General features: G+C 62.8%; 26 protein-coding genes and 1 pseudogene. 18 read left to right on the forward strand and 9 right to left on the reverse strand.

The features are described from left to right. Window positions 1–128: 128 nt before the first annotated feature. On the forward strand, window positions 129–1,553 hold the full coding sequence (locus ACRCYW_RS08455) for a carbon starvation CstA family protein (protein ID WP_438549666.1): 1,425 nt from the start codon (window positions 129–131) through the stop codon (window positions 1,551–1,553). 64 nt (window positions 1,554–1,617) lie between these two features. Here ACRCYW_RS08455 and ACRCYW_RS08460 read toward each other — a convergent pair whose 3' ends face one another. Beyond that, entirely contained in the window at window positions 1,618–3,276 is a 1,659-nt protein-coding gene (locus ACRCYW_RS08460) for a mechanosensitive ion channel family protein (RefSeq protein WP_438549667.1), read from the reverse strand. Window positions 3,277–3,499: 223 nt separating this feature from the next. Between ACRCYW_RS08460 and ACRCYW_RS08465 the strand changes: the two genes are divergently transcribed. From ACRCYW_RS08465 to ACRCYW_RS08485, 5 genes are all read left to right on the forward strand, one after another. Then, window positions 3,500–3,832, forward strand: a complete 333-nt coding sequence (locus ACRCYW_RS08465; RefSeq protein WP_438549668.1) for a DUF3302 domain-containing protein — start codon at window positions 3,500–3,502, stop codon at window positions 3,830–3,832. 10 nt (window positions 3,833–3,842) lie between these two features. After that, window positions 3,843–4,880 carry an HlyD family secretion protein gene (locus ACRCYW_RS08470; RefSeq protein WP_438549669.1) on the forward strand — a complete coding sequence of 346 codons (1,038 nt, stop codon included), beginning with the start codon at window positions 3,843–3,845 and terminating at the stop codon, window positions 4,878–4,880. Between the two features lie 160 nt (window positions 4,881–5,040). Further along, complete coding sequence (locus ACRCYW_RS08475) at window positions 5,041–6,801, forward strand: DEAD/DEAH box helicase (protein WP_438549670.1); 1,761 nt, start codon at window positions 5,041–5,043, stop codon at window positions 6,799–6,801. 85 nt (window positions 6,802–6,886) lie between these two features. Beyond that, window positions 6,887–8,341, forward strand: coding sequence for a D-alanyl-D-alanine carboxypeptidase/D-alanyl-D-alanine endopeptidase (dacB, locus tag ACRCYW_RS08480; protein ID WP_438549671.1), 1,455 nt, complete (start codon window positions 6,887–6,889; stop codon window positions 8,339–8,341). Window positions 8,342–8,595: 254 nt separating this feature from the next. After that, complete coding sequence (locus tag ACRCYW_RS08485; RefSeq protein WP_349921817.1) at window positions 8,596–8,853, forward strand: GrxA family glutaredoxin; 258 nt, start codon at window positions 8,596–8,598, stop codon at window positions 8,851–8,853. Between the two features lie 63 nt (window positions 8,854–8,916). On the opposite strand, the gene ACRCYW_RS08490 is transcribed toward ACRCYW_RS08485, so the two are convergent. Further along, the gene (locus ACRCYW_RS08490) at window positions 8,917–9,126 is read right to left on the reverse strand and encodes a DUF1653 domain-containing protein (protein WP_438549672.1); all 210 of its coding nucleotides are present in this window, start codon (window positions 9,124–9,126) and stop codon (window positions 8,917–8,919) included. A gap of 346 nt (window positions 9,127–9,472) precedes the next feature. Between ACRCYW_RS08490 and ACRCYW_RS08495 the strand changes: the two genes are divergently transcribed. Beyond that, window positions 9,473–10,687: a pyridoxal phosphate-dependent aminotransferase gene (locus ACRCYW_RS08495; protein ID WP_438549673.1), complete on the forward strand. Its 1,215-nt coding sequence runs from the start codon at window positions 9,473–9,475 to the stop codon at window positions 10,685–10,687. A 60-nt stretch (window positions 10,688–10,747) separates the two neighbouring features. On the opposite strand, the gene ACRCYW_RS08500 is transcribed toward ACRCYW_RS08495, so the two are convergent. The 5 genes from ACRCYW_RS08500 to ACRCYW_RS08520 all read right to left on the reverse strand — a co-directional run bounded on the left by ACRCYW_RS08500 (window position 10,748) and on the right by ACRCYW_RS08520 (window position 15,822). Further along, window positions 10,748–12,223: a YfcC family protein gene (locus tag ACRCYW_RS08500; RefSeq protein ID WP_438549674.1), complete on the reverse strand. Its 1,476-nt coding sequence runs from the start codon at window positions 12,221–12,223 to the stop codon at window positions 10,748–10,750. Window positions 12,224–12,384: 161 nt separating this feature from the next. Next, window positions 12,385–13,578, reverse strand: coding sequence for an enoyl-ACP reductase FabV (gene fabV, locus ACRCYW_RS08505; RefSeq protein ID WP_438549675.1), 1,194 nt, complete (start codon window positions 13,576–13,578; stop codon window positions 12,385–12,387). Between the two features lie 330 nt (window positions 13,579–13,908). Further along, window positions 13,909–14,331 (reverse strand): arsenate reductase (glutaredoxin), encoded by a 423-nt coding sequence (gene arsC / locus ACRCYW_RS08510; protein ID WP_438549676.1) that lies wholly within the window; start codon window positions 14,329–14,331, stop codon window positions 13,909–13,911. A gap of 35 nt (window positions 14,332–14,366) precedes the next feature. Beyond that, entirely contained in the window at window positions 14,367–15,431 is a 1,065-nt protein-coding gene (gene arsB, locus ACRCYW_RS08515) for an ACR3 family arsenite efflux transporter (RefSeq protein WP_438549677.1), read from the reverse strand. 34 nt (window positions 15,432–15,465) lie between these two features. After that, complete coding sequence (locus tag ACRCYW_RS08520) at window positions 15,466–15,822, reverse strand: ArsR/SmtB family transcription factor (RefSeq protein WP_438549678.1); 357 nt, start codon at window positions 15,820–15,822, stop codon at window positions 15,466–15,468. Window positions 15,823–16,134: 312 nt separating this feature from the next. Between ACRCYW_RS08520 and ACRCYW_RS08525 the strand changes: the two genes are divergently transcribed. The 3 genes and pseudogenes from ACRCYW_RS08525 to ACRCYW_RS08535 all read left to right on the forward strand — a co-directional run bounded on the left by ACRCYW_RS08525 (window position 16,135) and on the right by ACRCYW_RS08535 (window position 18,315). Further along, entirely contained in the window at window positions 16,135–16,587 is a 453-nt protein-coding gene (locus tag ACRCYW_RS08525) for a DUF4124 domain-containing protein (protein WP_438549679.1), read from the forward strand. Window positions 16,588–17,067: 480 nt separating this feature from the next. Then, window positions 17,068–17,775 (forward strand): annotated as a pseudogene (locus ACRCYW_RS08530) (PAS domain-containing protein); the annotation flags it as partial. Between the two features lie 141 nt (window positions 17,776–17,916). Further along, window positions 17,917–18,315, forward strand: coding sequence for a methyl-accepting chemotaxis protein (locus ACRCYW_RS08535; protein WP_438549765.1), 399 nt, complete (start codon window positions 17,917–17,919; stop codon window positions 18,313–18,315). A 63-nt stretch (window positions 18,316–18,378) separates the two neighbouring features. Here the strand turns inward: ACRCYW_RS08535 and ACRCYW_RS08540 are convergent, their stop codons facing one another. Together ACRCYW_RS08540 and ACRCYW_RS08545 are read right to left on the reverse strand one after the other, a co-directional pair. After that, window positions 18,379–18,576, reverse strand: a complete 198-nt coding sequence (locus tag ACRCYW_RS08540; protein ID WP_438549680.1) for a hypothetical protein — start codon at window positions 18,574–18,576, stop codon at window positions 18,379–18,381. 51 nt (window positions 18,577–18,627) lie between these two features. Next, a complete protein-coding gene (locus ACRCYW_RS08545) occupies window positions 18,628–19,524 on the reverse strand; it encodes a DMT family transporter (protein ID WP_438549681.1) in 897 nt (298 codons plus the stop codon). A 114-nt stretch (window positions 19,525–19,638) separates the two neighbouring features. On the opposite strand from ACRCYW_RS08545, the gene rsxA reads away from it, so the two are divergent. The 8 genes from rsxA to gloA all read left to right on the forward strand — a co-directional run bounded on the left by rsxA (window position 19,639) and on the right by gloA (window position 26,869). Beyond that, window positions 19,639–20,220, forward strand: a complete 582-nt coding sequence (gene rsxA, locus ACRCYW_RS08550) for an electron transport complex subunit RsxA (protein ID WP_349921806.1) — start codon at window positions 19,639–19,641, stop codon at window positions 20,218–20,220. A gap of 4 nt (window positions 20,221–20,224) precedes the next feature. Further along, a complete protein-coding gene (rsxB, locus tag ACRCYW_RS08555; RefSeq protein WP_438549682.1) occupies window positions 20,225–20,791 on the forward strand; it encodes an electron transport complex subunit RsxB in 567 nt (188 codons plus the stop codon). Window positions 20,792–20,793: 2 nt separating this feature from the next. Continuing rightward, window positions 20,794–23,142, forward strand: a complete 2,349-nt coding sequence (rsxC, locus tag ACRCYW_RS08560; RefSeq protein WP_438549683.1) for an electron transport complex subunit RsxC — start codon at window positions 20,794–20,796, stop codon at window positions 23,140–23,142. 3 nt (window positions 23,143–23,145) lie between these two features. Continuing rightward, window positions 23,146–24,198, forward strand: a complete 1,053-nt coding sequence (rsxD, locus tag ACRCYW_RS08565; RefSeq protein WP_438549684.1) for an electron transport complex subunit RsxD — start codon at window positions 23,146–23,148, stop codon at window positions 24,196–24,198. A gap of 43 nt (window positions 24,199–24,241) precedes the next feature. Then, window positions 24,242–24,874, forward strand: coding sequence for an electron transport complex subunit RsxG (gene rsxG / locus ACRCYW_RS08570; RefSeq protein ID WP_438549685.1), 633 nt, complete (start codon window positions 24,242–24,244; stop codon window positions 24,872–24,874). 38 nt (window positions 24,875–24,912) lie between these two features. Beyond that, a complete protein-coding gene (locus tag ACRCYW_RS08575; protein ID WP_438549766.1) occupies window positions 24,913–25,668 on the forward strand; it encodes an electron transport complex subunit E in 756 nt (251 codons plus the stop codon). Window positions 25,669–25,716: 48 nt separating this feature from the next. Further along, window positions 25,717–26,358: an endonuclease III gene (gene nth, locus ACRCYW_RS08580; RefSeq protein WP_438549686.1), complete on the forward strand. Its 642-nt coding sequence runs from the start codon at window positions 25,717–25,719 to the stop codon at window positions 26,356–26,358. A 97-nt stretch (window positions 26,359–26,455) separates the two neighbouring features. Further along, window positions 26,456–26,869: a lactoylglutathione lyase gene (gene gloA, locus ACRCYW_RS08585; RefSeq protein ID WP_438549687.1), complete on the forward strand. Its 414-nt coding sequence runs from the start codon at window positions 26,456–26,458 to the stop codon at window positions 26,867–26,869. Window positions 26,870–26,967: the final 98 nt, after the last annotated feature.

Genomic DNA, 26,967 nt, shown 5'->3' on the forward strand with positions numbered 1-26,967 from the left:
GCGCAGGATCACATCCCATCGCCGCTCGCACCGCCATGGCGCCGCTCACGACCTTTACCTGCCGTTAACAGGAGACACCCCCTAGACTCGCCGCGCACACCAAAAAATAACAATGCTGGAGCGTAGCAATGATCTGGTTCTTCCTCTGTGTCGGCCTGCTGGTGGCAGGCTATTTCACCTACGGTAAATTCATCGAGCGGCTGTTTGGCCCCAAACCCGAGCTGGCGACCCCCGCCATCACCATGGCCGACGGCGTGGACTACGTGCCCATGTCGGACAAGAAGGTCTACCTGGTGCAACTGCTCAACATCGCCGGGGTCGGCCCCATCTTCGGCCCCATCCTGGGTGCCCTCTACGGCCCGGTCGCCATGCTCTGGATAGTGTTTGGCTGCATCTTCGCCGGCGCCGTCCACGACTACTTCTCCGGCATGCTGTCGGTGCGCGCCAAGGGCGCCTCGGTACCGACCGTGGTCGGTGAGCACCTGGGTACCGCCGCCAAGCACTTCATGAACCTGTTTGCCGTGGTGCTCTTGATGCTGGTGGGCGTGGTGTTCGTGCTGAGCCCGGCGGGTCTGCTGGCCAACCTCACCGCCACCGATCTGGTCTACTGGATAGCCGCGATCTTTGCCTACTATATTCTGGCTACCATAGTCCCCATCGATAAGATCATCGGCCGCTTCTACCCCATCTTCGGCGCCCTGCTGGTGTTTATGTCGGTCGGCCTCATCATCGGCCTCATGGTCTCCGGCAAGGGCTTCTACAACACCGGGATGGAGTTCTCCAACCTGCACCCCACCGAGCTGCCGCTCTGGCCGCTCTTGTTCATCACCATCGCCTGTGGTGCCGTCTCCGGCTTCCACGCCACCCAGTCCCCGCTGATGGCGCGCTGCATGCAAAACGAGAAGTCCGGCCGCTTCATCTTCTACGGCGCCATGATAGGTGAAGGCATCATAGCCCTCATCTGGTGCACCCTGGGTCTCTCCTTCTACGACAGCACCGAAGCGCTCAACGCCACCCTGGCGAATGGCGGCCCGGCGGCCGTGGTACACGAAGTCTCCACCAGTCTGCTCGGCACCGTCGGCGGCATCCTGGCCATCCTCGGCGTGGTGATCCTGCCCATCACCTCGGGTGACACCGCGTTTCGCAGCGCCCGCCTCATCATCGCCGACTTCCTGAGGTTGACCCAGAAGCCCATGGCGAAGCGCCTGCTCATCGCCATCCCGATGTTTGTGCTGGGTTTCATCATCTCCAAGGCGGAATTCGGGGTGATCTGGCGCTACTTCGGCTGGGCCAACCAGACCACGGCCGTCATCATGCTGTGGGCCGCCGCCGCCTACCTCATCAAGGAGGGCAAGCTGCACTGGGTCTGCACCATTCCCGCCATCTTCATGACCGCCGTGGTGATCACCTACCTAGCCAACGCCCCCATCGGCTTCGGGCTGGCGATGAACACCTCCACCATCATCGGGCTGGTGGCCACCGCCCTCATCACCCTGGCCTTCCTGGTCAAGTTCAGACCCTCCCGTCTGACCCAGGCCGAGGAGCGTGGATAACCCTTCCTCCTGAAAAACAAGAGGCCCGGCATCGCTGCCGGGCCTCTTCCATTTCTGTCCTCCTCTATCCCTGACTGTCCGAACCCGATCCGCCCCTTGGCGGCTGGGGCGGCGCCTCGGCGGGAGCCTGATACCAGTGCGCCTTCGCCACCAGCACCGCCTGCTCCGGCTGGGCGATGAAGTTGGGGGACATGATCTGCACCCCGAACTCGTTGAACACATCCTGGATATGGCCGTGCAGCTCGGTCTTGACCGGCGCCGGCAGCAGATCCCCCTTCATGCGCACCTGCAGCTCGTACTCCACATACCAGTCCTGCAGGTTGAGCTGACGCACCAGGGGCGGCTCATCCTGATTGATGAGCTGGCAGCGCCTGGCCGCCAGCTCCAGCATGGCGTGCACCTGACGCCAGGGGGTGTCGTAGCCTATGGTCACCTTGGTCAGCAGGGCCACCCCCTTGGCACCCGCCAGCCGGGTGAGGTTGGTGACCCGGCCACCGACCACCACCGCATTGGGCAGGGTCACCTCGTGCTCCTGACGGGTGACCAGCTTGGTGGAGAGGGCGTTGAGCTCGGTCACCATGCCCTCCACATCCCCTATCTGCACCAGATCCCCTGGCCGTAAGGCGCGGGAGTAGATGAGCACCAGACCGCTCATGGCATGGTTCATCACGCCGGCTGAGCCGAGCGTCACCATCAGGCCGAAGAAGACGCTGATCCCCTTGAACGCATCGGAGTCGGCCCCCGGCAGATAGGGGTAGGCCACCGCCAGGGCGAACAGCCAGATCACCACGGAGAGCAATCGCCGGGTCGCGCCTATGGTCTCCGCATGCAACCCCTGCAGCCTGAACTGCCCTCGTTCGATGCGATCGAACAGGATGGCCAGCATCCGGATGAAGAAGCGGGTGATGACGATGATGAGGAGTACGGTCACCAGCCCCGGCATGGCGGCGATGATCCCCTCCAGCATGTCGGCGCACAGGGCAAACAGGGAGTCTCCGAGGCGATCGCTCCAGGCCCGGGTCTGGGGGAAGAGCCCGAGCACATAGGTGAGCCAGCCGTAGGTGATCCCGAAGATCAGCAGCAAGACCAGCAGGCTCAGCAGCCTGGCCTCCACATTGCCCGCCACCTGGCGCCACTGGTGGGGGATCAGCCCCTTTTGCAGCAACAGCCGGTTGGCGAGCCATTTCTTGACGCGCCTGAGCCCCCTTTGCAGCAACCAGACCAGCGCAAAGAAGAGCAGGCTCACTAGCAGCGTCTTGCCGACGGCCTTGAGCAAATAGGGGGCCGAGTGCAGTTCGAGATACTTGATGCGCACCCCGTCGAGCCGGTTTTTGACGCGTTCGGCCGCCTGATCCAGGGTCAGCTCGTCGAATTCATCAAGATCCCCCGCCAGCAGCACCAGAATGCGCTTGCCGTTGGCCAGGAACTCCCGGCTGTCCTGGCCGTGTCGGGTGCCCTGCGCCACTGTCACCGGCGATATGAGGTCGCTGGGTGCCATCCGCTGGATCCGCTCATGGGCCAGCCGTACCCTGGCCGCCCCATCCAGGCTGCCATATTTTGCCGGCAGCATGACGATGGGCTCGTGGAGCAGGATCAGGGTCTGGGCCAACTCCTGCGCATTGGGCTCCATCCTGGGCTCGGCCGTCCAGCCAACGCGGGCTAACAACAGGCAGATCAGCAACAGACCAAGCCGCCATCCCTCACTACAGCGCCATTTGTTCATCAGGCTCACCTCTCCCTGGGCCCCCGCACGGGCATCCATTGCAGTTTGATTTTATCTAACCAAATCAATTTTGTGCGATAAATGAGCAACCGATGAACCATGGCTGTACCAGCACACCAACTCTCTGATTGCAGTCTTGCGCCGACGTAATATGCTGTCATCATGGCCGGATGCCTCGATTCGACAATCGGGGCATTTTTAGCGACTCAGATGGGAGAAATCGATGGTACTTGACTACATAGCCCTGGGCATTCTGGTGTTTGTCGTCTTGGTCATGTTCTACGGGATCATCGTCATTCACGATATTCCGTACGAAATAGCCAAGCATCGTAATCACCCCCACCAGGACGCCATACATGTGGCCGGCTGGGTGAGCCTGTTCACCCTGCACGTGCTCTGGCCATTCCTCTGGATCTGGGCCACCGTCTATCGCCCGGATCGGGGCTGGGGCTTCAGCCAGCGCCTGCAAAAAGACGAAGATGAGCTCAACGCGCTCAGACAAGAAGTAGCCGCCTTGCAAGCCCGCATGAACACGCTCGAACAGACTGACAAATAGGTAACTCTCCATGGACCTGCTACTGATCCTCACCTATACCGCCATCTGTATAGGCATTTTCAAGATCTTCAAGATCCCGCTCAACAAGTGGACCGTGCCGACCGCCGTGCTCGGTGGCGTCTTCATCATCGGGGCCCTCATCACCCTGATGAACTACAACCACCCCTATTCGGAGCTGGCACGCAACTACTACGTCTCCACCCCCATAGTGCCGCTGGTCAAGGGCCGCGTCAGCGAGGTGCCGGTCAAGGCCAACCAGCCGGTCAAGAAGGGGGACGTGCTGTTCCGTCTCGATGCGGTGCCCTTCCAGGAGCGCGTCGCCAGCCTGACCGCACGGCTCGCCTCCAACACTGATTTCCTGAAAGCCCTGGATGCCCGGCTGCGCTCCGCCAGTCTGGACCGGGATCGCGCCCTGGAGCTGGTGCGTCGCGGCATCGGCAAGCAGCGTGATCTGGACGTGACCCAGGCCAACGTGGACGATATCGTCGCCCAGATTGACCAGCAGAAGGCGTCGCTGGATGATCTCACCGCCCAGCTCAACATCGCCAAGTACGAGCTCGAGCAGACCGTGGTCTATGCCCCCACAGACGGTCACGTGGTGCAGTTGGCCCTGCGCCCTGGCATGATCGCCGCCCCCTTCATGTATCGCCCCGTGATGACCTTCATCAACGAGGACGCCAACTCCTACGTCGGCTGGTTCTGGCAGAACAGCATGCAGCGCCTGAAGGCGGGGGATGAGGCCGAAGTGGTGCTGGACGGCATCCCCGGCCGCATCTTCAAGGCCAGGGTGCAGTCGGTGATCCCCGCCATGGCACCGGGTAACATCCAGGCCCAGGCCGGTCTCATCGACCAGACCACGGCCCAGGTACCGGGTCGATTGCCCATCATCCTCGAGATCACCGACCCCGAGTGGGCCAAGTATCAGGTGATCGCGGGCTCCAGCGGCCAGGCCGCCATCTACACCGAGCATGTCCACCACGTGGCCATCATGCGCAAGATCCTGATGCGTATGGGTAGCTGGCTCAACTACCTGTTCCCCTTCCACTAAGACAGATTGTTGTGACAACGGGCCGGCATCTGCCGGCCCGTTTTATTTGCACAGAAAACTGCCCTCGATTTCCTACCTCTCCGGCCACTGCCTCCCCTCACGCTGCATTTTGATGGCAAGATCCCTATAATGGCGCCACCTTGCACCAGTTCGCCGCCTCATGTTCGTTCTCAGACCCTATCAGACCGACGCCGTCAACGCCGTCATCCAGCACTTTCGCCGCCACCCGGATCCCGCCGTGGTGGTGCTGCCCACCGGGGCCGGCAAGAGCCTGGTCATCGCCGAGCTGGCGCGCAAGGCCCGTGGCCGGGTGCTGGTGCTGGCCCACGTCAAGGAGCTGGTGGAGCAGAACCACGCCAAGTACGAAGCCTGGGGGCTCAAGGCCGATATCTTCGCCGCCGGGCTGGATCGCAAGGAGGCCAGGGCGCAGGTGGTGTTCGGCTCGGTGCAATCCGTGGCCCGCAACCTGGCGGCGTTCGATGGCGCCTTCTCCCTGCTCATCATCGACGAGTGTCATCGCGTCTCCCTTGAAGATGACAGCCAGTACCATCAGGTGATCGCCCATCTCAAGGCCGGCAATCCGGCCCTCAAGATCCTCGGCCTCACCGCCACCCCCTACCGGCTGGGCTTGGGCTGGATCTACCGGCGCCACTATCACGGCATGGTCAAGAGCCACGGGGAGCGACTGTTCGGGGATTGCGTGTTCGAGTTGCCCCTTCGCTTCATGGTCAAGAATGGCTACCTGACGCCACCGCGTCTGGTCGATGCCCCCATAGTCCACTACGACTTCAGCCGGCTCGTCCCCCGCGAGAACGGCCTGTTCAGCGAGGCGGACCTCAACGGCGAACTCAGGCGCCAGCAGCGGGTCACCCCCCACATCATCGGCCAGGTGATGGACTATGCGGCCAAGCGGCAGGGGGTGATGATCTTCGCCGCCACCGTGGAGCACGCCCGGGAGATCCACGGCCTGCTCCAGAGCAAGGGGGAACAGGCCGCCCTTATCACGGGGGAGACCCCGGGGCCGGAGCGCGACGCCCTGATCCAGGCGTTCAAGGGACGGGAGCTCAAGTTCCTGGTCAACGTGGCGGTACTCACCACGGGCTTCGATGCCCCCCACGTGGATCTCATCGTGATGCTGAGGCCCACCGAGTCGGTGTCGCTCTACCAGCAGATCGTCGGCCGGGGCCTGCGCCTCTCCCCCGGCAAGGAGGATTGCCTGGTGCTCGACTACGCCGGCAACAACTTCAACCTGTTCGCCCCCGAGGTGGGCGAGCCTCGCCCCCACGCCGGCACGGAGCCGGTGCAGGTGCCCTGCCCCGCCTGCGGTTTTGCCAACATCTTCTGGGGCAAGACGGACGAGGATGGCAAGGTGATCGAACACTACGGCCGCCGCTGTCAGGGGCTGTTCGAGGATGACGAGGGGAACCGGGAGGAGTGCGATTACCGTTTTCGCGCCAAGAGCTGTCCCGCCTGCGGCGCCGAGAACGACATCGCCGCCCGTCGTTGCCAGTCCTGCGATCAGCTGCTGGTGGATCCGGACGACAAGCTGAAAGAGGCCCTCAATCTCAAGGACTGCATGGTGATCCGCTGCGCCGGCCTGAGCCTCGTCAGCGGCCGCGGCAAACAGGGGGAGCGGCTGGAGGTGACCTACCACGACGAGGACGGCCTGACCCTGGTGGAATACTTCGGCTTTCACTCGAGCGGTGCACGGCGCTTGTTTCAACAGCGCTTTGTGCGTCATCATTGGCCCGCCCCGGGCCTTGAGCCCGAATTCACCACCCTGGAGAGCGTGCTGGTCGCCGAGAGCCGGTTCCGCCACCCGGACTTCGTCATCGCCCGCAAATCCGGGCGCTTCTGGCAGGTGAAGGAGAAAATTTTTGACTATCAGGGCCGCTATCGCACCGCCGATACCCTCGGCTGATGGCACCCTGGCAGGTGAAATACCGGTTTTGATTATCGGGGATGGCGCGAGATGCCTGGCCCCTTTCGTTCAGTTTGAGGATCTTATGCGGCTGTTGATTGGTTTTTATGCTCTGTTCGCCACGCTCTTTGCGGCGCTCTTTTCCCTCCAGGCCCATGCCTCCCCGCTGACCCCCCCCAAGGGAGGCCAGTACGCCGTCATCGTCCAGGGCAACAACGGGGTGGAATTTGCGAGCCACGCCGACGACATGATAGCTCCCGCCTCCACCATGAAGGTGCTCACCGCCCTGGCCGCCCGCCTCGAGCTAGGCGCCGATTTCCGCTTCGCCACCGACATCCAGGCCCAGGCCGGTGCCAAGCAAGGGGATGCCATCAACGGTGATATCTGGATCAACTTCGTCGGCGACCCCACTCTGTCGCGCATGGATCTGGTCGCCCTGTTCAAGCAGCTCGGCGTGACCCGCATCAAGGGCAACGTCTACGTCAACACCGGCGCCTACAACGGCTACGAGCGCGGCAATGGCTGGTCATGGGGGGATCAGACCCTCTGCTTCGCGGCCCCGGTCTCCTCTGTCATCATCGACAAGAACTGCGCCTACGGCACCGTCACCGCCACCCAGATTGGCAAACCCGCTGTGGGCAACGTCGCCACCGGCGTGCCCATCGGCATAGGTGCCGACAACGTGGAGGTGATGAGCTATGGGGACATGGCGCGCCAGTTCTGCGCCCTGGAAGTAGACATGGCCAAGGGCAACTTCTATGAGCTCAAGGGCTGCATCACCCCGAACAAGGAGCCGCAAGGCTTGCGCTTTGCCATCCACGACGTGGAAGCCTGGGGCTGGGACAACATCCGCTGGGCCATGAACCGCGCCAGCATCAGCCACGACGGCCTGCTGCGAGTCACCCATCAGGCCCCGGTGGGTGCACAGACCCTGGCCACCCACTACTCCGTCTCCCTGCCGGTCATGCTCTCCAAGATGCTGAAGAAATCGGACAACCTCTACGCCGATACCTTCCTCAAAACCGTCGGCCGTCACTACTACAACAAGCCGGGCAGCTATCGCAGCGGCACCATGGCGGTGCGCGCCATCCTGACCAAGAACGGCATCGATCTGGGTAACGCCACCCTGGCAGACGGCTCCGGCCTCTCCGCCCACAACCTCATCAGCGCCCGCCAGATGCTGTCGGTACTGAACTTCATCCAGAAGAACGACGCCCAGCTCGACTTCATCAAGCTGCTGCCAAGCTCCCAGGTGGACGGTACCCTGGCCTGGCGCCGCAGCGTCACCGCCCCCATGATGAAGAACAAGGTGCACGCCAAGACCGGCACCATCACGGGCACCTCCAACCTGGCGGGCTTCATCGATACCGCAGGCGGTCAACGCAAGGCTTTCGTGGTGTTCCAGCGCGGCCTCTCCCAGGATCCGGCCACCCACGAGCGCTACCGCGCCAGCAAGGCCCCCTGGCCCTGGACAGTGTTCGAGAAAGGCATTCTGGAGAGCATCTACCAGCAGCAGCCCATCCAGATCGCCGAGCAATAAACAGCCTTGAGCAGAGGAGTCGCCTTGCCCGCAAGGCGGCTCCATGCCACGAACGGTGTTCGAGAAAGGCATTCTGGAGAGCATCTACCAGCAGCAGCCCATTCAGATTGCCGAGCAATAAACAGTCTTTAGCAGGGCTGATCCATCGAATATGGCGAATGGCCGTATCGGCCATTTCCACTTTGACTGGCCATGAGGCGGGACTATGCTGTGGCCAGTTTCACCTCAAGGGCCTCACTTAACGGAGAGAAAAGATGTTTGTAGAAATTTTTGGTCGCCCCGGTTGCCCCTATTGTGTCCGTGCCAAGCAGATCGCCGAGCAACTGACCGAGGATCGCGATGACTTCGAGTTCCGCTACGTGGACATCAACGCCGAAGGGCTCACCAAGGACGATCTGGCCGCCAAGGCGGGCAAGCCGGTCACCACTGTGCCGCAGATCTTCCTGGACGAGCAGCACATCGGCGGCTGCACCGACTTCGAAGCCTATGCCAGAGCCAATCTGGGGCTCTGATCCGAACGGTTGCACAGCAAAAAGGCGCCTGATGGCGCCTTTTTTACGGGTCGATGCGTGGGCTCACGGCAGCGGCGTAAAGCGGCTCACCACCTGTCCCTGGTGCTCTATCCACTCCATGAACATGGCGACGGGTCTGGCATAGACGGCGCCATCCTGCTCGGATTGATAGATGACCAGCTGCTCCTGGGTCTCGGTATGAAGGGCCAGGGTGAGCACCCGATAGAGGCCCCCCTTGAAGTGACGATAACGGCCGGGTGCCGGTGCTTGCATGACAACGCCTCTATGATGGATGAGAGTACCCCGTTCAGGGGGGCGGCGGGACGCCGGGCGCCCTTTTTCAGACCAGCCAATCGTGCCAGATGGGCCGCTTATTTCAATACACCGCAGTGGCTTTCTGGGGTCATTCCCAATCTTTCACTACCTGGTGCGTAAACGGGCAAAACATCCTGCTGAATTTAACGAGTTGGCAACACTGTTTCTGGGCCAAATATCAGGGATTTATTCCATAAATTAGATTGTTCTAGCATTCAATTCTGTGAAGAATAGGGGTAGAAATATTTGATACTAAAAAACGCTTTCTGCCAACGCGCCCCCAGGGGAAGGAATCACGCTCACCATGTTCACTATCGACAAGTCGCACAAGCTCGACGATGTCTGCTATGACATTCGCGGCCCGGTGCATAAAGAAGCTCGCCGTCTCGAAGACGAAGGCCACCGCATTCTCAAGCTCAATATCGGCAACCTGGCCTCCTTCGGTTTCGAAGCGCCGGAGGAGCTCATCAAGGATGTGATCCTCAACATGCCCCACAGCCAGGGCTACTGCGACTCCAAGGGGCTTTTCTCCGCCCGCAAGGCGGTGATGCAGTACTACCAGCAGAAGGGGATGCGCAAGGTCGATATCGACGACATCTACATCGGCAACGGCGCGAGCGAGCTCATCGTGATGGCCATGCAGGCGCTGCTCAACAACGGCGACGAGATGCTGGTACCCTCCCCCGACTACCCGCTCTGGACCGCGGCGGTGACCCTCTCCGGCGGCCATGCGGTGCACTATCGCTGCGACGAAGGGGCCGACTGGTATCCGGATCTGGACGACATCCGCGCCCGCATCACCCCGCGCACCCGTGGCCTGGTGCTGATCAACCCGAACAACCCGACCGGCGCCGTCTACGGCAGCGAGTTCCTGCTGGAGCTTATCGAGATCGCCCGCCAGCACAACCTCATCATCTTCGCCGACGAGATCTACGACAAGATCCTCTACGACGACATCGCCCACACCAGCGTCTGCACCCTGTGTGACGATGTGATGGTGGTGACCTTCAACGGCCTCTCCAAGGCGTACCGCGCCTGCGGCTTCCGCCAGGGCTGGATGGTCATCACAGGGCCCAAGGGGCGCGCCCGTGGCTACATCGAGGGGCTGGAGATGCTGGCTTCCATGCGACTGTGCTCCAACGTGCCCATGCAGCACGCCATCCAGGCGGCTCTCGGCGGCTATCAAAGCATCAACGAGCTTATCCTGCCGGGCGGCCGGTTGCGCCGTCAGCGGGACAAGGCCTGGGAGCTCTTGAACGAGATCCCCGGGGTCTCCTGCGTCAAGCCCAAGGGGGCGCTCTACATGTTCCCGCGCCTGGATCCCAAGGTGTATGACATCCGCGACGATCAGAAGATGGTGTTCGACCTGCTGCAGCAAGAGAAATTGCTGCTGGTACAGGGGACCGGCTTCAACTGGCCCGCACCGGATCACTTCCGGCTGGTGTTCCTGCCCCGGGAAGAGGAGCTGGAAGAGGCCATCGGCCGCTTCGCCCGCTTCCTCAAGGGCTACAAGCAGTAAGCACGGCTCATGAAAAAGGCTCCCGCGGGAGCCTTTTTGTTGCCTCTCTTTCGGGCGCCATCAGCCGTGCAGCAGGGCCCCGGCCACCAGCACTCCCATGGTGATGAGGGCCACCCCGACGATGAATGGCAAGACCCAGCGCACGAAGCGATCGTAGGGGATCTTGGCGAGCGCCAGCCCGGCCACCAGGTGCGCGGCGGTGGGCGCGAACAGGTTGATCCAGCCGGAGGCGGACTGATAGGCGGTGATCACCAGATCCCGTGAGATGCCGGAGAAGTCCGCGAGCGGCCCCATCAGCGGCATGGAGACGGTCGCCAGCCCCGAGGTGGAGGGAATAAAGAAGCTCAGGATGATGTGCACCAGATAGGCCATCAGGATGAACACAGACGACGACAGGCCGGTCACCAGCCCCTCCGCCCAGTGCAATATGGTGTCGATGATGACCCCCTGCTCCATCACCACATAGATGCCGCGGGCCACCGCCACCACCAGCGCCACCCCGATGAGATCCCGGGCCCCGTTCAGGAAGGTGGCCACGTAGTTGGATTCCGGCATCCGGTTGATGAGGGCGATGAGGATGGAGGCGCTGAAGAACAGGGTGGAGAGCTCATCGAACCACCAGCCCAGGGTCGGCAACAGGTCGATCCCCAGATCCGACCAGGGTACCACCGCATAGATCATCAGCAGGAAAGTGGCGAAGAAGACCGCCATGGTGAGCTTCTGCTTGCCGCTGAAGACCCCGTCCCCGCTCTTCATCTGGGCAAACTCGTCATCGTACTGGATATCGGCGAGCACTGAGCTGCTCCTGTCCTGCTGCACCCGCCTGGCGTAGCGCATCACGAACCAAGAGGCGAAGATCACCAGCAGCAGCCACTGAACGACGCGAAGGCCTATCCCATCGCCGATGGGGATGCCGGCAAAGCCGGAGGCGATGCCGGTGGCAAAGGGGTTGACGGTGGAGGCCAGCACCCCGACGCCGGAGCCGAGCAGGATGATCCCCGCCGCCACCATGCGATCGAAGCCTGCCGCCATCATCACCGGCACGATGAGCGCCCAGAAGGCCACCGTCTCCTCCGCCATGCCGAAGGTGGAGCCGCCGAGGGCGAACAGGGCGATCAGCACTGGGATGAGCAGCCGCTCCCGACCGGCGAAGGCACGCACGATTGCGCCCACCCCCGCATCCAGGGCCCCGCTCTGCATGGTCACCGCCAGGAAGCCGCCGATGATGAGCACGAACAGCGCCACATCGGCCGCCTTGTGAAAGCCCTGGATGGGGGCCTTGAGCACCTCGAACACCCCCTGAGGGTGAGCGGGCAGCTCGGTGTAGCTGCCGGGCACCGGCAGCAGGCGCTCGCCGCCGCTGTAATCCGCCACGGCAGCGGCCGCCACGGGCTGCTTGCTGTCGGCGGTGACGTAGTTGTACTTGCCCGCCGGCAGCACCCAGGTGAGGGCCGCCATCAGGGCGATGATGATGAAGAGCAGGGTATAAACGGTGGGGAGCTGGCGCTTCTTTCGCGCCGCTTGGGGGCTGGTCATAGTTTCCCTTCCTCGGCAGAGCCGTCACGTGATCCGATCAGCGCAAGACTAGCGGGTTTGATGAGTCAAAAAGGTGATCGAGAATAATAAAACTCGGTGAAGCCCGATGATTTCCCACAAAAAAAGGGCCCCGCAGGGCCCCCTCTTCATCGCGGTCAGGCTCAGAGCTCGACCACGTCGAAACGCACGTCCGGGTTCACGTCGGCGTCGTAATCCACCTCGTCCAGACCGAAACCGAACAGGCGCAGGAACTCCTGCTTGTAGCCGGTGTAATCGGTGAGCTCGGACAGGTTCTCGGTGGTGATGGACGGCCAGAGATCGCGGCAGGTCTGCTGCACGTCGTCACGCAGCTCCCAATCATCCATGCGGATGCGGGCCTGCTCGTCCAGCGCCAGATCGGCGCCGTACAGACGGGTGCGCATCATGCGATAGATCTGCTCCATGCAGCCCTCGTGGATGCCCTTCTCCTTCATGATCTTGAAGGCCATGGAGATGTAGAGCGGCATCACAGGGATGGCGCTGGAGGCCTGGGTCACCACGGATTTCAGCACGGCCACGTGGGCGGTGCCGCCCTTGGTGGCCAGATCACCGCGGATGGCGCTGGCGGCGCGGTCCAGGTCTTCCTTGGCGCGGCCCAGGGTGCCATGCCAGTAGATGGGCCAAGTCAGATCGGTGCCGATGTAGGAGTAGGCCACGGACTTGGCGCCGTCTGCCAGCACGCCCGCATCGCGCAGGGCCGCCATCCACAGCTCCCAATCCTGACCGCCCATGACGGTGATGGTGTTCGCGATCTCTTCCTCATTCGCCGGCTCGACGGTGGCGGTGATGATCTGATCCTTGTTGGTGTCGATGGCGGTGGTGGTGTAGGTCTCGCCGATGGGCTTCAAGGCAGAGCGCACCACTTCGCCGGTATCCGGCAGCTTGCGTACCGGGGAAGCCAGGGAGTAGACCACCAGATCGATTTGACCGAGATCCTGCTTGATGAGATCGATCACGGTGTCGCGGCATTCGTTGGAGAAGGCATCACCGTTGACACTCTTGGCGTAGAGGCCAGCTTCCTTGGCGGCCTTGTCAAAGGCGGCGGAGTTGTACCAGCCGGCGGTGGCGGGCTTGGTCTCGGTGCCCGCTTTTTCGAAGAAGACGCCAATGGTGGCGGCGCCGGAGCCAAAGGCGGTGGCGATGCGGGAAGCCAGGCCATAACCGGTGGAAGCGCCGATCACCAGTACCTTCTTGGGACCATTCTCGATGGTGCCCTGTGCCTGGGTGTAGGCGATCTGGCGACGGACATTGGCCTCGCAGCCAACCGGGTGGGTGGTGGTGCAGATAAAGCCACGAACCTTGGGTTTGATGATCATGTGTTGTCTCTTATCCGTTTGATGGATGAAATCGGGGCATAAGATACCTCATCTTGCCGCGATTAGGTGCTCTGATGTGTTGAACCCGCGCAAAATAGACGAATGGCCTGCAGCCCGCCGCAAGAAATGAAGAGCCCTTCGGGATAAGACGATGGGCAAACGGGACCGGGATTTTCGATGGCGCCGCCGGTGGAATGCTTGCTCCCCCAGCCATATCGGGATCGCGTAACCAGACAAGGGCCGACATAGCGCCATGCTGGAGGCCCAGCACCATCGCCAGTGGCCCCCCTGGCATGGTGCTATGTGGGTTCGAGAGAGGGAGGTGATGCGCTATTTGATGCGTCTGCCGCTCTCGTCGACGACCCGCTCACCATCCTCCTTGGTGAAGGCCCCTTGCTGCGGGGTCGGCAGGATATCCAGCACCACCTCCGAGGGCCGGCAGAGCCGGGTACCGAGCGGGCTCACGACGATGGGGCGGTTGATGAGGATGGGATGGGCCAGCATGGCCTCGATCAACTCGTCATCGCTACGCACCTCGGCCAGGCCCAGCGTCTCATAGGGCGGCACGTTCTTGCGCAGCAGCTCGCGCACCGGCATGCCCATGGCCGCGATCAAGGCCAGCAGTTCGCTCCGTGACGGCGGAGTCTCCAGATAGTGAATGACATTGGGCTCGATACCCGCATTGCGGATCAGCGCCAGGGTATTGCGGGAGGTGCCGCACTCCGGGTTGTGATAGATGGTGATCGCACTCATGGCGGTTCTCTCGTGATTCAAGTGGATAAAACGGGTTATGAGCGGATGCCGGCTTCATACCAGGGCTTGCTGGCGTTGGCGATGCGCACCACCAGCAGCATGACGGGCACCTCGATCAGTACCCCGACGACGGTGGCCAGCGCAGCGCCGGAGTGGAAGCCAAACAGGCTGATGGCGGCCGCCACCGCCAACTCGAAGAAGTTAGAGGCTCCGATCAGCGCGGAGGGACAGGCGACCGAGTGCTTCTCCCCCACCCTGCGGTTCAACCAGTAGGCCAGCCCCGAGTTGAACAACACCTGGATCAGGATAGGCACCGCCAGCAAGGCGATCACCAGCGGCTGCTCTATGATGGCATTGCCCTGGAAGGCGAACAGCAGCACCAGGGTGAGCAGCAGGGCGGCCACCGACCAGGGCTGAATGCGCGCCATGGCGTTATCGAAGCTAGCCTGACCCTTGCGCAGCAAGACGCTTCGCAGCACCTGGGCGAGAATGACCGGGATGACGATATAGAGCACCACTGAGGTGAGCAGGGTATCCCAGGGCACCACTATGCTGGAAACCCCGAGCAACAGCGCCACCAGCGGAGCAAAGGCAAACACCATGATGAGGTCGTTCACCGCCACCTGGGAGAGGGTGAAGTAGGGATCACCGTGGGTGAGGCGGCTCCAGACAAATACCATGGCGGTGCAGGGGGCGGCGGCCAGCAGGATCAGACCCGCCACATAGCTGTCGAGTTGATCGGCCGGCAGCCAGTCGGCAAACAGGCCCCGGATAAACAACCAGCCGAGGAAGGCCATGGAGAAGGGCTTGACCAGCCAGTTGATGAAGAGGGTGACCCCTATCCCCTTCATATGCCCCTTCACCTGATGGAGGGCGCCGAAGTCGATCTTGAGCAACATGGGGATGATCATCACCCAGATGAGCAGCCCCACCGGCAGGTTGACCCTGGCCACCTCCATGGCACCTATGGCCTTGAAGAGTTCCGGCAGCCCCTGGCCGAGCCCTATGCCCACCAGGATACAGAGCGCCACCCAGGCGGTCAGGTAACGCTCGAAAAAACCGATGGCCAGCGCGGCCTTCTCATCACATACAGCAGACATTTGAACTCCGGTAAGAACACGCTTGGTGAATGGGTTAGGCCTTGGCGCAGCAGGATTGCTCGAGCTGGGTAGAGGGATCGATGCAGCCGATGCCGCAGGCCTCAGGGTGGCCGGCACAGCACTCCTCGGTGAGATAACCGATCAGCTCGACCATCAGGGAAATGTTCGCGCGATAACGCAAGAAGCGACCTTCCTGCGTGACCGACAGCAGTCCGGCATGCAGCATCGCCTTGAGGTGAAACGAGAGAGTATTGGCGGCGAGCCCCAGGCTGCTGGCCAGTTCCCCGGCCACCATGCCATCGGGCCCGGCCTTGACCAGCAGGCGCCAGGCATCCAGCCGGACGCCTGATGAGAGGGATTCGAATACCTTGGTTGCGGCGTCTCTGTTCATGATCTGTCTCCTGGAACAATCATTTCAACTATACAAGAACAGTTGAAATAATGCCACACCCGCCAGCCCGATGGCCGGTGATCACTGGCGAGCCGATCCACCCGGTGGATCTCCGCGTGGCCCTTCGCAGAGGCCGAGGGGATGGTCATCTGAAACCTGAATGATTCAACACCACCCTTTTGCACCGGAATGAGGGCGATTTGGGGTGGGATGAGCCGGGGAAACGACTATTGTTTCAAGTATCCGGTGATGCTGGCGCACAGTCTGCCCAGCCCCTGCCCGAGCGCAGGGTAAAGGTCCAAGGAGGGATCCATGTCACGCACTCTGGTCATCTGTTTCGTCAGCCTGCTCGCCCCGCCACTGGCCCAGGCCGCCGTTTACCAGTGTACCGTCAACGGCAACGTCACCTTCAGCGACATCCCCTGCGCCGGGAATGCCAAGCCCATGGACCTGCGCATCTACACTCCGCCCGCCGAGGCGGTGACCCAGGCCAGCAAGCAGACAGAGGCGATTGAAAAGGATCTCGCCGCCAGCCAGAAGCAGCGCCAGCTGGCCGCCCTTCGCGCGGAGGCCGAGGCCAAGACCCTGAAGATGAACAGCGAGATCACCCGCTACAACGAGCAGTTGACGGGCACCACAGGATCCCAGGCCGATGGGGCCGGCGAGAGACGCTCGGCCGCCGAGATCCAGGCCATGACCCGCCGCCACAAGAGCGAGATGGAGGCCCTTAACCAGCAGATAAAGACCCTGCAGCAACAGAAGTAGCACGACCCGCCGGGTCGGCCTTCGGGACTGAGAATACGAAACTAAAGAGGGGGAGCCAAGGCTCCCCCAATCCCTCCCCCTTCCTCCCAACACGGTGTCTCGAAAGAGGCTTCTGTCACCCCGGCCGGCAGCGCCAGCCCCCCGGCAAGCGAGCGAAGAGGCCGAACCGCCATTTGGGCAATGGTGAGGTGCCCACCATAGTGTTATCCATGGACCAGACAGAAGATGGCGCGGACCGGCCAAAAACGAGTTCATTTGAATACAGATGGGTGAAATTGCAGGATATAAACGAATTAATCCCAAATTAAACGGCGAAATACACAAAAGTTTCATTCACGGCATGTTCAGTTTTATCGGAGATTGCCGCTATTGTTAACAAGCTCAAATAACCGTTATGACCCATTCAAGGATCTCATGGAGGAGTTCCCTATGTTCTGGAATCGCAAGGCAAACCAAGAAGCGAGTGAACAGGTGGCGAAGATGGCGGAGTTGAGCGCCTTCGAGCATGCCATCCAGTCCCAGGTACCCTATATCCAGTTCACCCCGGCAGGCATAGTCACCTTCGTCAACGAGCTGTTCCTGCAGATAGTGGGGTTCAGCCGCGAGGAGGTGATCGGCAAGCATCACAGCACCCTCTGCTTCCCCGAGGACGTCAAGCGCCCCGAGTATGAGAAGCTGTGGCAGGATCTGCGGGGCGGCGCGTTTCGCAGCGGCCGCTTCATCCGCCAGGCCAAATCGGGCAAGGCGGTGTGGCTGGAGGCGACCTACTTCCCCATCGTCGCCGAGGGGCGGGTCGTCCGGGTGGCCAAGGTGGCCTCCGACGTGACCCAGCAGCAGTCGTCCCTCGAACGCACCCAGGCCCTGCTGGCGGCGCTGGACAAGTCCCTCGCCGTCATCGACTTCCAGCCGGATGGCACCGTCATCACAGCCAACCAGAACTTCCTGCGCTGCTTCGGCTATAGGCTGGAGGAGGTAGTCGGCCAGCATCATCGCCTCTTCTGCGATCCCGAGTTTTATCAGAAGAACCCCAACTTCTGGCGGGATCTCGGCTCGGGAGACATCAAGTCCGGCCTCTTCATGCGCCTCGGTCATCGCGGCGAGAAGATCTGGCTGGAGGCGACCTACAACCCCATCTTCAACCACGAAGGCAAGGTGGTCAAAATCATCAAGCTGGCGAGCGACATCACCGAGCGGGTCGAGAAGTCCATCTCCACCCGGGAGGCGGCCCAGAAGGCCTGCACCATCGCCAGCGAGACGGTGGCCAGCGCGGCTCGTGGGCGCGAGGTGATCGACAAGGTGCTGGAGACCTCCCGCCACATCAACACCTCGGTGGGGGAAGTCAGCCAGCAGATAGAGCAGCTCAACCAGCAATCTCGCAGCATAGAGTCCATCATCTCCACCATCAGCGGCATCGCGGATCAGACCAACCTGCTGGCCCTCAATGCCGCCATCGAGGCGGCCCGGGCCGGCGAACAGGGGCGCGGCTTCGCGGTGGTGGCGGACGAGGTGCGGCAACTGGCGGCGCGCACCTCCAGCTCCACCAGCGAGATCGTCTCCGTCATCAAGCATAACTCGGACATCACCTCCCGCATCACCGCGACCGTCTCCATCGTCTCGGACAAGGCGGTGGCGGGGCAGGATCAGGCCAACATCATCTCCGGGGTCATCAAGGAGATCATCGAGGACGCCAACTCGGTCTCGGACACCGTCAAGAGCCTCTCCATCTAGGGCGCCAACCCATCAAACAACACGGGGCCCCTGGCCCCGTGTTGTTTTGTCCAATGCCTCGGGTCAATCCTCCCCCGAGAGATAGTGCCTGGCCTCCTCGTCGGCCTGCAGCAGGGCCGCGTCCCACAGCTCGGCGATGCAGAGCCCCTCCTCCCCCACGGCCTCCTCCTCCAGCGCCTCCAGCGCTCTGGCGTCGGTCAGGGTGAAGGGGTGGTGGCCGAGCAGCGCCTGCGCCTTGGCCAATAACCTCATCTCGCTCATAAGCCCGCTCCTCGACAGTGTCTGCCCAGACTGTAGTCCATACAGGGGCGTTCAAGGACCTGCGGTGGCAACCGGCTCCCGGGGGCGCCTCGCCGGCAGCTGGCCCACGGCGATGCCGGTCAGCACGGCGGTGCAGGCAACCCATTGCAGGGAGCTTAGGGTTTCCCCTAGCAGCAGGTAGGCGAGCAGCAGGGTGAATACCGGAATGAGATTCACATAGGCCGCCGCCAGGGTCACCCGTACCTGGGTCACCGACCAGTTGTAGAGCAGGTAAGCCCCTAGGGTCACGAAGGCGCCGAGGAAGACGATGACCGCCATGTCCTGCCAGGCCCAGGTTGCGGGCCAGGGGGAGGAGAAGGCGAAGGGGGCGAAGAAGAGGGTGCCGACGAAGGCCTGCAGCGCGGTGAGCGTCATCACCCCGTAACGGCTGGAGAGCTTCTTGAACACCACGGAATAAGTGGCGGCGCAGAGCATGGCGCCCATCTCCAGGCTGTTGCCAAGCAGGGCATTGGGCGCGAACTCATCCGCCCCCTCCCCCAGCCCCAGCAGGGCGATGCCGAAGATGGCGATGCCAAAGCCCAGCAGCTGACGCCGGCTCACCCGCTCCTTGAGCAGTACGAAGGCCACCAGGGCCACCATCAGGGGCAGGAGGGCGCACACCATGCCCGCCTGACCGGCGCTGGTGTAGCGCAGGGCGTTTACCTCCAGCAGGAAGTAGAGGCAGGGTTCGAGCGCCCCCATCAGGGCCAGCCAGCGCCAGTCCCCCTTCCGATAGTGAAAGTTGCCGAGCTGGCGGTAACAGAGCAGCCAGCAACAGGCGGCCACCAGCATCCGCATGAACAGCACCTGGCCGAAGGACCAGACCTCCAGCACGTGCTTGAGGGCGATAAAGGAGCTGGACCAGAGCAACATCGCCAGGGTCAGGGTAAAAATCGGTAAAGGGCGCACCACTTCCTCCATGAATATTGGCCATTCGAATAATAACCATGCCGCCTTGCGGTTGTTTAAAGGCACCTAAAATCAGATAATACGGCCGCCTTCATACCGGATACCCCATCGTCAATGACTGAGTACCTGCTTTTACTGGTCGGCACCGTGCTGATCAACAACTTCGTGCTGGTGAAGTTTCTCGGCCTCTGCCCCTTCATGGGGGTCTCTGGCAAGCTGGAAACCGCCATCGGCATGGGACTGGCCACCACCTTCGTGATGACGCTGGCCAGCGCCTGCTCCTATCTGATGGAGCACTATATCCTTATCCCGCTGAATATCGCCTATCTGCGCACCCTGGGCTTCATCCTGGTGATCGCCGTGGTGGTGCAGTTCACCGAGATGGTGATCCGCAAGAGCAGCCCGACCCTCTATCGCCTGCTCGGCATCTTCCTGCCCCTCATTACCACCAACTGCGCCGTGCTCGGCGTGGCCCTGCTCAGCATCAACGAGCACCACAACTTCATGCAGAGCATCATTTACGGCTTCGGGGCCGCCTGCGGTTTCTCCCTGGTGTTGATCCTGTTCGCCGCCATGCGTGAGCGCCTGGTCGCCGCCGACGTGCCGGCCCCATTTCGCGGCGTCTCCATCGCCATGGTCACCGCAGGCCTGATGTCGCTTGCCTTCATGGGCTTTACCGGCCTCATCAAGATATAGCGCTATGACTCATATACTCTTTGCCATTCTGGTGCTGGCCCTGCTGGCCCTGGCCTTCGGCATCATCCTGGGCTTCGCCGCCGTCAAGTTTCATGTGGAAGCCGATCCCATCGTCGATCAGCTCGACGCCCTGCTGCCCCAGACCCAGTGCGGCCAGTGCGGCTATCCGGGCTGCAAACCCTATGCAGAGGCGCTGGCGAACGGCGATCAAATCAACAAATGTGTGCCCGGTGGCGATGCCACCATGCGTAAGATTGCCGACCTCATGGGGGTCGAACCCCTGCCCCTTGGGGGGGGGGACGAGGCCGCCGTGCCCGTCAAGAAGGTCGCCTTCATCCACGAGGACATGTGCATTGGTTGCACCAAGTGCATCCAGGCCTGCCCGGTCGACGCCATCCTGGGTGCGACCAAGGCGATGCACACCGTCATCGCCAACGAGTGCACGGGTTGCGATCTCTGCGTCGACCCCTGCCCGACCGACTGTATCGAAATGATCCCGGTTCCGACCACGGTCGATAACTGGAAATGGGATCTGGCCAAGGTCACCATTCCGGTCAAGATAGTGGAGTAACCATGCATTCCTTGCTCGAACGTATCAAAGCCGGCTCCCTCTGGGATTTTCACGGCGGCATCCATCCTCCCGAGAACAAGCACCAGTCCAGCCTGACCCCTGTGGTGCAGGCGGGCCTGCCCCCCCAGCTCATCATACCGGTGCGCCAGCACGCGGGCCCCGCCGGCGATCTGCTGGTCCAGGTGGGTGACAGGGTCAAGAAGGGCCAGCCCCTGACCCGCTATGACAAGGGCCGCATCGTGCCGGTGCACGCCTCCACCTCGGGCACCGTCACCGCCATCGAACCCCATACGGTGGCGCACCCCTCTGGCCTTGACGATCTCTGCGTGCTGCTCACCCCGGATGGGGAAGATGCCTGGGGGCCGCGCGACGGCCGCCCCGATTACTGGAACCTGGAGCGGGGCGAACTGCTCGAACGCATCCAGCAGGCCGGCATCGCGGGCCTCGGCGGCGCCGTCTTCCCGACCCACAGCAAGCTCGACGGCCGCGGCCAGCTCACCGAAATCCTGATCGTCAACGGCCTGGAGTGCGAGCCCTACATCACCACGGATGACAGGTTGATGCAGGAGTATGCGGACGAGATCCTGGACGGTATCCGGGTGCTCAAGCATCTGCTCAAGCCAAAGCTCACCCTGATCGGGGTGGAAGACAACAAGCCCGCCGCCATCGCCGCATTGACCCGTCACGCCACAGACGAGGACGTGCTGGTCAAGTCGGTGCCCACCAAGTACCCGTCCGGCGGTGCCAAGCAGACCATAGAGCTGCTCACCGGTCGTCAGGTGCCCAAGGGCGGGCGCGCGGTGGACATGGGCATCATGGTGCTCAACGTCGCCACCGTCTTCGCCATCAAGCGCGCCATCATCGACGGCGAGCCCCTGATCGAGCGCATCGTCACCCTCACCGGCGATGCCTTCAAGAAACCGGGCAACGCCTGGGTGCGCCTCGGCACCCCGGTACGCTGGCTGCTGCAACGCTTCGAGCTGCAGCCGGAGGCGGATCAGCGGGTCATCATGGGGGGGCCCATGATGGGCTTCACCCTGCCCCACGCCATGGTGCCCGTGGTCAAGGCCACCAACTGCCTGCTCTCCCCGACCCGGGCCGAGCTGCCGCCCCCCGGCCCGGAACAGGCCTGCATCCGTTGCAGCGCCTGCGCCGACGCCTGTCCCGCCAACCTGCTGCCCCAGGAGCTCTACTGGTATAGCCGGGTCAAGGAGTACGACAAGGCCGAGGGGCTCAACCTGTTCGACTGCATCGAGTGCGGCGCCTGCGCCTGGGTCTGCCCGAGCGAGATCCCCCTGGTGCAGTACTACAAGATTGCCAAGGACGACATCCGTGAGACCCGTGCCGAGCACGAGAAGGCCGAGCGCGCCAAACAGCGCTTCGAGGCCAAGCAGGCCCGCTTCGAGCGAGACAAGGCCGCTCGCGAGGCACGCCACGCCGAGGCGGCCGCCCAGCGCCGTCAGGCCATGACCAAGGCGGGCGGTGAAGATCCGGTCGCCGCCGCCCTGGCTCGCCTCAAGGCCAAGCAGGAGGCGGCCGACGGCGCCGCCCCATCGGATTTCCGACCGGACAATGCTGACATGGCCGCGGCCCGGGAGGCGCGCAAACAGGAGGCGCTGGCCCGCCGCGCCGCCAAAGCTGCCGAAGCAGCAGAAGTCGTGACCGTGGAAGCCCAGCAAGACGCCGCCGAGGTCGATCCCAAGAAGGCTGCCATCGCGGCCGCCCTGGCCCGCGCCAAGGCCAAGAAGGCGACCCAGATAGCGGAAACGGAGGCCGAGACGGCAAGCGCTGAGATAGCGCCCGCTGCGGATACACCTGCCACTGACGTCGATCCCAAGAAGGCTGCCATCGCGGCCGCCATCGCCCGCGCCAAGGCCAAGAAGGTGGCCCAGGTAGCGGAAACGGAGGCCGATACGGCAAGCGCTGAGATAGCGCCCGCTGCGGAGACAGCCACCGAGGTCGATCCCAAGAAGGCGGCCATCGCCGCCGCCATCGCCCGCGCCAAGGCCAAGAAGGCGGCCCAGGCGGTGGAGACGGAGGCCGAGACGGTAAGCGCTGAGATAGCGCCCGTAGCGGATGCACCTGCCACTGAAGTCGATCCCAAGAAGGCAGCCATCGCCGCCGCCATCGCCCGTGCCAAGGCCAAGAAAGCGGCACAGGCGGCGGAGACGGAGGCCGAAACAGCCAGCACCGAGATAGCGCCCGCAGCGGATACCCCCACCCCCGAGGTCGATCCCAAGAAGGCGGCCATCGCGGCCGCCATCGCTCGCGCCAAGGCCAAAAAATTGGCGGCCGAAGCTGCCGCTCAGGGCCAGCCCGAGTCAGACCCACTTTCAGACAAGAGCCATTGATCCATGTTCAATATCGCGACTGCGCCCTTTGCCCATAACCGCAAGCAGACCCAGACCCTGATGTTGCTGGTGATCCTGGCCTGCCTGCCCGGCTTCCTGGCGCAAACCTGGTTCTTCGGCTGGGGCACCCTGGTCCAGATCCTGCTCGCGCTGGTGACGGCGCTGGCCTCTGAGGCCCTGGTGCTGAGACTCCGTGGCCGTCCCGTCAAGCCGGCCCTGCTGGACGGCAGCGCGGCCCTCACCGCCGTGCTGATCGGGCTCTCCCTGCCTCCCCTGCTGCCCTGGTGGATGCTGGTGCTGGCCACGGCCTTTGCCATCATCATCGCCAAGCACCTCTATGGCGGTCTCGGCCAGAACCTGTTCAACCCGGCCATGGTGGCCTATGTGCTGCTGCTGGTATCCTTCCCGGTGCAGATGACCAGCTGGTTGCCACCGTCCAGCATCGCCGCCTATGACATCGGCTTCGGGGATGCGGTCTCGGTGATCTTCACCGGCTTCAGCCTCGACGGCTACAGCATGATGCAGCTCAAGCAAGGGGTGGATGGCCTGACCATGGCGACCCCCCTCGACACCTTCAAGACGGGGCTGACCCAGGGGCTCACGGCCACCGAGGTGATGACCCACAAGGTCTTCGAGGGCTGGGGCGGTATCGGCTGGAGCTGGGTCAACCTCGGCTATCTGCTGGGGGGCCTGTTCCTGCTGCAGCAGAAGGTGATCAACTGGCGCATCCCGGTAGCCGTGCTGGGGGCCCTGCTGCTCTCCGCCACTCTGGGCTATCTGGCAACCCCGGACGCCACCGCCACCCCCATGCTGCACCTGTTCAGCGGCGCCACCATGCTGGGGGCCTTCTTCATCGCCACGGATCCGGTGAGCGCCAGCACCACGGCGCGGGGCCGCCTCATCTATGGGGCCATGATAGGGGCCCTGGTCTACCTCATTCGTCGCTTCGGCGGCTACCCGGATGCCTTCGCCTTCGCGGTCTTGCTCGCCAACCTGTGCGTGCCCCTCATCGACAGCCTGACTCGGCCCAAGGTCTACGGAGCGCGCCGCAAATGATCCAACATCTTATCTCTCCAACCCGTGCCCTGGGGGCTTTCTCATGTTAAAGAGCATGCGCAAGAACGGTGTCACCCTGGCCCTGTTCGCCCTCGCCTGCACCGCCATGGTGGTGCTGACCAACGAGCTCACCAAGGATCGCATCGCCCACCAGCAACAGCTCGACAAGCTGCGCATCCTCTCGGCCCTGCTGCCGGAGGGAAGCTATGACAACGATCTGGTGGCCAGCTGCAAGCTGGTCACCAGCCGTGAATACCTCGGCAGCGATCAGCCCATGCCCCTCTACAGCGCGACGCTCAAGGGCGAGCCCTCCGGCTATGCGCTCGAGACCATAGCCCCCGACGGCTACAGCGGCGCCATTCGCATGGTGGTCGGTACCGACGCCAAGGGCGCCGTCAGCGCGGTGCGCGTGCTGGCCCACAAGGAGACCCCGGGCCTCGGGGACAAGATCGAGCTGAAAAAATCCAACTGGATCGACAGCTTCGTCGGCCGTACCCTCAATGCAGACAACGACGCGACCTGGGCGGTGAAGAAGGACGGGGGCGAGTTCGACGCCTTCACCGGTGCCACCATCACGCCCCGCGCCGTGGTCAAGGCGGTGAAGAACCTGCTGCGCCTGCAACAGGAACACCCCGAGATACTGCGGGATGCCCCCTCCTGCGACGCAGCCCCATGATGCCGGAGCCAACCATGCAAGAGACAATGCAAGAGTCCATGGAACAGGTGGACGCGATCGACACGGCTCCCCCGGCCGAGGGTAATGCCCGCCGCGAGGAGCTCAAGGAGCTGATGCTGCAGGGGCTGTGGAAGAACAACCCCTCCCTGGTGCAGGTGTTGGGGCTCTGCCCGACCCTGGCTGTCTCCTCCACCTTCACCAATGCCCTGGGTCTGGGGTTGGCGACCCTGGTGGTGCTGGTGAGTTCCAACCTCGCCGTCTCCCTGGTGCGCAACCTGGTGCCCAAGGATATCCGCATCCCCATCTACGTGATGATCATCGCCGCCCTGGTGACCAGCGTGCAGCTCTTGATGAACGCCTACACCTATGGCCTCTACCAGTCCCTCGGCATCTTCATCGCGCTCATCGTCACCAACTGCGTCATCATAGGCCGGGCCGAGGCCTACGCCTCCAAGAACCCGCCTCTGCTGGCGGCGATCGATGGTTTCATGATGGGGCTCGGCTTCACACTGGTGCTGCTGGTGCTGGGGGGTCTGCGGGAGATCATCGGCATGGGCACCCTGTTCGACGGCGCGGATCTGCTGCTGGGTGACTGGGCCAGGTCCCTGCGCATCGAGCTGTTCCACGCCGATGCCAGCCTGCTGCTGGCCATCCTGCCACCCGGGGGCTTCATCGGGCTGGGGCTGCTCATCGCCGCCAAGAATGCCATCAACGATCGCCTGGGCCGCAAGCAGGCCGCCGACAAGGCCCACTGCGCCGTGCCCGCCCCCGGCGCCCGTGCCACCCAGCTCTAGGGCTTTGCCCGCGCTAGCGTAGAGTGCCAAGACAGACACAGAGAATCGATGAATAACCAAAAACGCAGAGAAATTCTGGAGCGGCTGCGGGAGCACAACCCGCACCCCACCACCGAGCTTCATTTCGACTCGCCCTTCGAGCTACTGATCGCCGTCCTGCTGTCGGCCCAGGCCACCGATGTGAGCGTCAACAAGGCCACCGCCCTGCTCTATCCGGTGGCCAATACCCCGGCCGCCATGCTGGCCCTCGGGGTGGACGGGGTGAAGCAGTACATCAAGACCATAGGCCTGTTCAACACCAAGGCCGAGAACGTCATCAAGACCTGCGCCATCCTGCTGGAGCGCCACGGTGGCGAGGTGCCGGAGGATCGCGAGGCGCTGGAAGCCCTGCCGGGTGTGGGTCGCAAGACCGCCAACGTGGTGCTCAACACCGCCTTCGGCTGGCCCACCATCGCCGTCGACACCCACATCTTCCGGGTATCGAACCGCACCGGCTTCGCGGTAGGCAAGAACGTGGATCAGGTGGAGGAGAAGCTGCTCAAGGTGGTCCCCGCCGAGTTCAAGCTGGATGTGCACCACTGGCTGATCCTGCACGGGCGCTACACCTGCCTGGCGCGCAAGCCCCGCTGCGGCTCCTGCATCATCGAAGACCTGTGCGAGTACAAAGAAAAGGTCTATCCAGAGAGCTAGTTAAAGCGATCTCTGTTAATAGAGCAAAAAATACCTACCATTTACTCTGCGTATTCACATAAAAACAGTGTAAATCACCAACTTGGAGAGGCAAGCAATGAGAATTCTGCATACGATGTTACGCGTCGGCGATCTGCAACGCTCCATCGACTTCTACACCCGGGTGCTCGGCATGAAGCTGCTGCGCAAGAGCGAGAACAGCGAGTACAAGTACACCCTGGCCTTCGTCGGTTACGGCGACGAGAAGGATGAAGCCGTCATCGAGCTGACCTACAACTGGGGCGTCAGCGAGTACGAGCTGGGCTCCGCCTACGGCCACATCGCCCTGGAAGCGGACGACATCTATGGCACCTGTGAGGCCCTGCGTGCCGCCGGCGCCAAGATCACCCGCGAGCCGGGTCCGGTCAAGGGTGGCACTACCGTCATCGCCTTCGTGGAAGATCCCGACGGTTACAAGATTGAACTGATCGCCAAGAAGGATGCGGGTGCAGGCCTCGGCCATAGCGTCTGATCCGACTGCTTGCGAGCAATAAAAAACGGGGCCATTGGCCCCGTTTTTTATCTGCCTTGCTCCCCGGTGCGCCCTGTATCGGGGCACACCGCGTCTAG

Source organism: Aeromonas sp. (assembly GCF_051657805.1).
Classification (GTDB): domain Bacteria; phylum Pseudomonadota; class Gammaproteobacteria; order Enterobacterales; family Aeromonadaceae; genus Aeromonas.

Excerpts from the sequence above, each read along its gene's own strand:
- ACRCYW_RS08455 (WP_438549666.1), top strand. The coding sequence starts at position 129 with ATGATCTGGTTCTTCCTCTGTGTCGGCCTGCTGGTGGCAGGCTATTTC.
- ACRCYW_RS08460 (WP_438549667.1), bottom strand. The coding sequence starts at position 3,276 with ATGAACAAATGGCGCTGTAGTGAGGGATGGCGGCTTGGTCTGTTGCTG.
- ACRCYW_RS08465 (WP_438549668.1), top strand. The coding sequence starts at position 3,500 with ATGGTACTTGACTACATAGCCCTGGGCATTCTGGTGTTTGTCGTCTTG.
- ACRCYW_RS08470 (WP_438549669.1), top strand. The coding sequence starts at position 3,843 with ATGGACCTGCTACTGATCCTCACCTATACCGCCATCTGTATAGGCATT.
- ACRCYW_RS08475 (WP_438549670.1), top strand. The coding sequence starts at position 5,041 with ATGTTCGTTCTCAGACCCTATCAGACCGACGCCGTCAACGCCGTCATC.
- dacB (WP_438549671.1), top strand. The coding sequence starts at position 6,887 with ATGCGGCTGTTGATTGGTTTTTATGCTCTGTTCGCCACGCTCTTTGCG.
- ACRCYW_RS08485 (WP_349921817.1), top strand. The coding sequence starts at position 8,596 with ATGTTTGTAGAAATTTTTGGTCGCCCCGGTTGCCCCTATTGTGTCCGT.
- ACRCYW_RS08490 (WP_438549672.1), bottom strand. The coding sequence starts at position 9,126 with ATGCAAGCACCGGCACCCGGCCGTTATCGTCACTTCAAGGGGGGCCTC.
- ACRCYW_RS08495 (WP_438549673.1), top strand. The coding sequence starts at position 9,473 with ATGTTCACTATCGACAAGTCGCACAAGCTCGACGATGTCTGCTATGAC.
- ACRCYW_RS08500 (WP_438549674.1), bottom strand. The coding sequence starts at position 12,223 with ATGACCAGCCCCCAAGCGGCGCGAAAGAAGCGCCAGCTCCCCACCGTT.
- fabV (WP_438549675.1), bottom strand. The coding sequence starts at position 13,578 with ATGATCATCAAACCCAAGGTTCGTGGCTTTATCTGCACCACCACCCAC.
- arsC (WP_438549676.1), bottom strand. The coding sequence starts at position 14,331 with ATGAGTGCGATCACCATCTATCACAACCCGGAGTGCGGCACCTCCCGC.
- arsB (WP_438549677.1), bottom strand. The coding sequence starts at position 15,431 with ATGTCTGCTGTATGTGATGAGAAGGCCGCGCTGGCCATCGGTTTTTTC.
- ACRCYW_RS08520 (WP_438549678.1), bottom strand. The coding sequence starts at position 15,822 with ATGAACAGAGACGCCGCAACCAAGGTATTCGAATCCCTCTCATCAGGC.
- ACRCYW_RS08525 (WP_438549679.1), top strand. The coding sequence starts at position 16,135 with ATGTCACGCACTCTGGTCATCTGTTTCGTCAGCCTGCTCGCCCCGCCA.
- ACRCYW_RS08540 (WP_438549680.1), bottom strand. The coding sequence starts at position 18,576 with ATGAGCGAGATGAGGTTATTGGCCAAGGCGCAGGCGCTGCTCGGCCAC.
- rsxA (WP_349921806.1), top strand. The coding sequence starts at position 19,639 with ATGACTGAGTACCTGCTTTTACTGGTCGGCACCGTGCTGATCAACAAC.
- rsxB (WP_438549682.1), top strand. The coding sequence starts at position 20,225 with ATGACTCATATACTCTTTGCCATTCTGGTGCTGGCCCTGCTGGCCCTG.
- rsxC (WP_438549683.1), top strand. The coding sequence starts at position 20,794 with ATGCATTCCTTGCTCGAACGTATCAAAGCCGGCTCCCTCTGGGATTTT.
- rsxD (WP_438549684.1), top strand. The coding sequence starts at position 23,146 with ATGTTCAATATCGCGACTGCGCCCTTTGCCCATAACCGCAAGCAGACC.
- rsxG (WP_438549685.1), top strand. The coding sequence starts at position 24,242 with ATGTTAAAGAGCATGCGCAAGAACGGTGTCACCCTGGCCCTGTTCGCC.
- ACRCYW_RS08575 (WP_438549766.1), top strand. The coding sequence starts at position 24,913 with ATGGAACAGGTGGACGCGATCGACACGGCTCCCCCGGCCGAGGGTAAT.
- nth (WP_438549686.1), top strand. The coding sequence starts at position 25,717 with ATGAATAACCAAAAACGCAGAGAAATTCTGGAGCGGCTGCGGGAGCAC.
- gloA (WP_438549687.1), top strand. The coding sequence starts at position 26,456 with ATGAGAATTCTGCATACGATGTTACGCGTCGGCGATCTGCAACGCTCC.